This is a genomic window from Paraburkholderia piptadeniae, assembly GCF_900007165.1.
Taxonomy (GTDB): domain Bacteria; phylum Pseudomonadota; class Gammaproteobacteria; order Burkholderiales; family Burkholderiaceae; genus Paraburkholderia; species Paraburkholderia piptadeniae.
The window spans coordinates 1-4603 of record NZ_CYGY02000178.1; the positions used below are offsets into that span (position 1 = coordinate 1).

Annotated in this window: 8 protein-coding genes; 4 read left to right on the forward strand and 4 right to left on the reverse strand. The window is 62.7% G+C overall.

What is annotated here, in order from left to right:
- Positions 1 to 449, forward strand: a 449-nt coding sequence (locus BN2476_RS46945) for a TetR family transcriptional regulator (RefSeq protein WP_087740360.1), incomplete at its 5' end; no start/stop codon positions are given.
- A 217-nt stretch (positions 450 to 666) separates the two neighbouring features.
- On the opposite strand, the gene BN2476_RS43985 is transcribed toward BN2476_RS46945, so the two are convergent.
- The 4 genes from BN2476_RS43985 to BN2476_RS44000 all read right to left on the reverse strand — a co-directional run bounded on the left by BN2476_RS43985 (position 667) and on the right by BN2476_RS44000 (position 1920).
- Positions 667 to 987 (reverse strand): hypothetical protein, encoded by a 321-nt coding sequence (locus BN2476_RS43985; protein WP_235851253.1) that lies wholly within the window; start codon positions 985 to 987, stop codon positions 667 to 669.
- A gap of 162 nt (positions 988 to 1149) precedes the next feature.
- Positions 1150 to 1428, reverse strand: a complete 279-nt coding sequence (locus BN2476_RS43990; RefSeq protein WP_087740361.1) for a hypothetical protein — start codon at positions 1426 to 1428, stop codon at positions 1150 to 1152.
- A gap of 10 nt (positions 1429 to 1438) precedes the next feature.
- A complete protein-coding gene (locus BN2476_RS43995) occupies positions 1439 to 1648 on the reverse strand; it encodes a hypothetical protein (protein ID WP_087740362.1) in 210 nt (69 codons plus the stop codon).
- Positions 1649 to 1674: 26 nt separating this feature from the next.
- Positions 1675 to 1920: a hypothetical protein gene (locus tag BN2476_RS44000; protein ID WP_087740363.1), complete on the reverse strand. Its 246-nt coding sequence runs from the start codon at positions 1918 to 1920 to the stop codon at positions 1675 to 1677.
- Between the two features lie 310 nt (positions 1921 to 2230).
- Here BN2476_RS44000 and BN2476_RS44005 point away from each other — a divergent pair, with 310 nt between their 5' ends.
- The 3 genes from BN2476_RS44005 to BN2476_RS44015 all read left to right on the forward strand — a co-directional run.
- Positions 2231 to 2551, forward strand: a complete 321-nt coding sequence (locus BN2476_RS44005; RefSeq protein WP_087740364.1) for a hypothetical protein — start codon at positions 2231 to 2233, stop codon at positions 2549 to 2551.
- Positions 2552 to 2722: 171 nt separating this feature from the next.
- Positions 2723 to 3670 (forward strand): hypothetical protein, encoded by a 948-nt coding sequence (locus tag BN2476_RS44010; RefSeq protein ID WP_152760294.1) that lies wholly within the window; start codon positions 2723 to 2725, stop codon positions 3668 to 3670.
- The coding region (locus BN2476_RS44015; protein WP_143811237.1) for a response regulator at positions 3667 to 4603 on the forward strand (937 nt) is incomplete at its 3' end. The genes BN2476_RS44010 and BN2476_RS44015, both read left to right, overlap by 4 nt.

The window sequence follows — 4603 nt, forward strand, 5'->3', positions numbered from 1 at the left end:
TCCGTACCAAGAATGGCGTCCTCAAGGCGTTGCTGGAGCATCAGCAGGAGCGGTTCGACCAGATCGCGCGCGAACACATGGTGAAGGATGGCGCGGCGAAAGTGGAGCCGTGCCTGTCGTCCCAGATCGCCATTTACAGGGAATCCGTCAAGCAGCCTCATTCGGTCGCACGGGCGATCCTCGCCGCTTTGGTGGCGAGTCCGGAACTTCTGGAAGACCTCAAGGCGACCGACGCCGCGAAGATGAAGAAGCTACGGGAAGAATCTGCTGATCTTGAACTTTCCTTGCTCCGATACTTTGCAGCCAGTGGCCTCGCTTTCCATTCGTTGCTCGGGCTATCGCCTCTGCCTGAGTCGATGCTTAACCGGCTTTTTGCCCGGTTGCTTGATGAGACGGCCTGGGCAGCTCACAGGAGTGAGCCGAAAGCGCGTAGGCGGGTTGCCCGCTGAGAAGTGAAGCCATCGTGCGACGCCGAGCGTTCCGGTGGTCCGATATTCCCTCACATAGACAACGGCAACCGACGAACTCCCGGCCACCCCGGTCAAACGCACAATGTCGAGCGTACCCGGGCTGGCACGGACCCGGTAGCTAGCAAGCCGGCGCGCATACCATCGTGGGGAGCAACGACTCACGGCGTGATGCTCGAGCGCCCGCTTCGAACGGTCCTCAGGAATGACCGTCCAAACCATGCAGGCTTGCATTTAGAGTGGACGGAAGCAGACTGACCGAACCGCGCTCGAGACCATCCGCCAGCATGGCATCGATAAGGGTGCGAGCGTTGCGGTCGACGCAGGTGAGAGCGACGCTCTCCGAATCGTATATGACGGGATCGGCAAAGTCTCCGATGACCTTTTGTTTTAACGTCCGTGTGTGCAACGACCACTCGACGCGGTATCTCAGCGCGACACCATCGGACGACCGGACCGTCCGCGGCTCCATGTGCGCCTCAATAGCGAATCCGCGATAACGCCCGACGATATGTTTCATTGATTGGCTCCACAAATTTTTTCGAGCAAGCATCTTCAGCACGGATGGCCGGGCTTGCCGACCGCGGCGACGATTGCCGCGATCGACCGACGCCGTACCCGGCGCTTTCTTGCCGATCTCCTCAGTGAGCAACTGCGACGACCGCTGGTGTCTTCGCGTCCGTCAGCGTCCGTAACGATCCACACCCGCACGCGCACTGAAGCGCGGCTCGTCGAACCATGCGGCGAGCCAGTCATGGAATTGTCCCCAGTCGTCGGCGAGGTCGAGTTCACGTGCGTGCAATCCGCTGTGCCTGCCATCGTCGCCCTTGCCAATCCACGCATAGATTGTCCGCGCGCCATTCCACCAGGCGATCATGCCGTCCGTCAGATCGGCGGTCGTCCCGGCAGGCATCGTGACCAGCAGGCGCGACAAGCGGGCATCGAACTCTTCAAACCTCATCGCTCGCCTCTCAATGCACGAAGCCGAAAAACGCCGTCGCGCCTTCGGCTGGCGTCAGGCCTGCCTTGAAGTACCCCTCGAGGCGGTCCGCAATCGCTTCGTCGAGTGTGAAGGGCGGATGGATGTAGCCCACATTGAACGCATGGTCGTACCAGTCGCTGAGCCACGCGCGCAGTTCGATCACATATTGCGGCAATGCATTCGAAGCGTCGTCGTGCATGTGCGTCTCCTTGGCTTGCAGAACGATCAGGCTGCCTTGCGGCCTATCCCCATCTCCGGTCGGCGCCTGTCCGATGGAAACACATGCCATGTGCCGTCGGCATGACGAAAGAAGAAGAGGGAGAACGAGCCAGTCGGCCTGTCGATGTGAATGCACACGCGACACGTTCCGCCCGAGCGCGAGCGTTCCAGCAGGCGCACGCGCGCTGCCGGGCTACGTGTCGAGCCGACCAGTTTTTCGACTTGAGAGCGCAGCGATCTGTTGCCCGCCATGACTTTCTCCGCGATGCACGATGAATCGATGCTACGGGTGATCGGTGCGCGCGCCCAATCGGCGGCGGCGGAATGTCGTCTCAGGAAGCGCTGATTCGAGCCGTCAGGATTTCCTGAACCGGAACAGTGTGAAGCAACGGCATATAAGGGGTTTTCACCGGCGCCGAGGCTTTCTGCATGAGTGAGCGTTAAGGATTTCCCGACACGCGAATCAGGATGTCACACGACCGTCTTTGCGCGTGCGCTGACTGCGACACAAGTTCTGATCGCAGATGATGAGCCATCGAAACGCGATCTCAACCGATGCATCATGATGGCATATCTGTCCGAGCGGGAGAACGTTGTCGAGCAGGTCGATTCGCTCTGTCTGCGGCTGTTCGACACCTGGTGTGAGACGCGCAGTGTGACGCCGCTCGCATATCTGTTGCATTGCTGGCCGATGACCGACAGCACGCCGGCTGCTCTGCGGCGGGTGGGTGAATCGATGCGCGATTTGCGGCGCCGTCACGCGGACCAGCTCGACGCGTACGGCTTTCACGCGCAGTGCGAAATGGCCGATCTGATCGACGAACTGGTAGAACGTCCGGCGCGCACGGTCCGGCTGATGGCGGTGGGCGAGGTGCCGGAATAGCAAACGGACAACGCAGGCAACGCGCAAAGACATGGGGCAGGGCGCAGTGGCTGCGGACGGCGGCGCGCGTTGTTTCATCGGACGTTTGAAACCCGGGTGGGGCGCGGTAGACCGGGCTTTGGCATCGAGTGCAGAACAGGACACACACAACGGCGGCACTCGCGGGAAGATATGGCTCTCGACAGGTTCGACGCATGGTGGAGCGGGCTCCGTTACGTGCGGCGCAGCGTGGTGCTGCGGCTGCTCGCGACGGTGCTCGTCTTTAGCTGCGCGATCACGCTGATCCTGACGGCGGTGCAGCTCTATCGCGACTACGAGCGCGGCATCGCGCAGATTCAGAATCGTCTCGTCGATATCGATCGCAGCTATCGCGACAGTCTCGGCGAAGCGCTATGGCGGCTCGATCAGCCGCAACTGAAGCTGGAACTGCAAGGCATGCTTCGCCTCGCGGATATTCGCGCGGCCGAGGTGCGCGAGTCGCCGTCGGCCGGCACAGCGATGGTCGTGGCCGCGCGCGAGCGCATGACGGAGATGACGGTCGCGCGGGAGTTTCCGATCCTGTACCGCGTGCAGGCCAAGGTGGAACGCATCGGCACCCTGTATGTGGAGGCGACGCTCGCCAATCTCTATCACGAGCTTGCGCGCACCGCGCTCGTGATCCTGGTGAGCCAGGGCGCGAATACGTTTCTGGTCGCGCTCTTCACGTTCTATATTCTGTGGCGGTTCGTCACGCGGCATCTCGCGACGATCGCGCGCACTGTGAACGATTGCGATCTTCACGAGCCGCCGCGCGAGGCGGATGAACTCGACCGCGTGGTGTCGGCGTTCAACGCGATGGGTACGCGCCTGCATCGTGCGTACCTCGACGAGCGCGAGGCGTCCATCGAGCGCGAAGCATGCCGCTTAACCGCATCCTTGGTTATGCGCAGATCCTCGGAACTTCATCAGCTCGCGCGCGACGGCAACATGCGCATCGTTCAGTGGGCGGAGCGCATCGCGGCAAGCGATCCGGCGCATGCGGCGTTCGCCGCGCGGCTGCATCAACTGGCGCGCGCGTATCAGTCGAAGGCGATCCTGCAACTCGTTGAGCGGTACCTGGAAGGGAACACCGCATCATGAGCCCTCTCGCCGCCTCGGTCGCACATACGGGCACGGTCCTGATCGTCGACGATACGCCCGCGAATCTCGGCGTGGTCGTCGACAGTCTCGAAGCGCGCGGCATCCGCGTGCTGGTGGCGCTCGACGGCATCGAAGCGCTGGAGCGCGCAGCCTTCTCGCAGCCCGACGTGATCCTGCTCGACGTGAAGATGCCGGGCATCGACGGCTTCGAGACGTGTCGCCGTCTGAAGCGCGACGAACGCACGCGCGATATCGCCGTTATCTTCATGACCTCGCTGACAGGCAACGAGGATCGCGTCGAGGGCTTTTCGGCGGGCGGAGTCGATTACGTGACCAAGCCGTTGCGCGTCGACGAGACGCTGGCGCGCGTCGGCGTGCATCTCGAACTGCGCGCGATGCACAAGCAGCTTCTCGCACAGAACCGGCAGCTGCTCGCCGAAGTGGCCGTGCGCAAGGAAACGGAGGCTGCGCTATGGCAGGCGCGCGACGATCTCGAACGGCGCGTCACGTTGCGCACCGAAGAACTGGCGCGCGCCAACGCGAACCTGCAAGCGCAGATCGACGAGCGGCGGCGCGCGGAGGCGCGCTTGCAGGCAAGCGAGGCGCGCTTTCGCGCGATTGTCGAAACGAGTCCGGTGCCGTTGTGCATCACGTCGATGCCGGATGGACACATCCTCTACACGAACGAGCCGCTGCGCGAACTCTTCGGCATGGACGAAGGCATGTCGGCCAATATCGCGGATTTCTACGCCGATCCAGGCGAGCGCGACCATCTGATCCAGCATCTGAGGACGGAGGGCAGCGTGCGAAATGCGGAGGTGCAGTTCCGGCGGCCCGACGGCACGCAGTTCTGGGCGATGGCGACGGCGCGCGTCGCGACCTACGACGATTCTCCTGCGATCTATGTCGGCCTTAACGACATCACGGGGCGCA

What these genes read in the sequence shown, in the direction of transcription:
- BN2476_RS44000 (WP_087740363.1), bottom strand. Translation starts at nt 1,920, where the DNA reads ATGGCGGGCAACAGATCGCTGCGCTCTCAAGTCGAAAAACTGGTCGGC.
- BN2476_RS43990 (WP_087740361.1), bottom strand. Translation starts at nt 1,428, where the DNA reads ATGAGGTTTGAAGAGTTCGATGCCCGCTTGTCGCGCCTGCTGGTCACG.
- BN2476_RS43995 (WP_087740362.1), bottom strand. Translation starts at nt 1,648, where the DNA reads ATGCACGACGACGCTTCGAATGCATTGCCGCAATATGTGATCGAACTG.
- BN2476_RS44010 (WP_152760294.1), top strand. Translation starts at nt 2,723, where the DNA reads ATGGCTCTCGACAGGTTCGACGCATGGTGGAGCGGGCTCCGTTACGTG.
- BN2476_RS43985 (WP_235851253.1), bottom strand. Translation starts at nt 987, where the DNA reads ATGAAACATATCGTCGGGCGTTATCGCGGATTCGCTATTGAGGCGCAC.
- BN2476_RS44005 (WP_087740364.1), top strand. Translation starts at nt 2,231, where the DNA reads ATGATGGCATATCTGTCCGAGCGGGAGAACGTTGTCGAGCAGGTCGAT.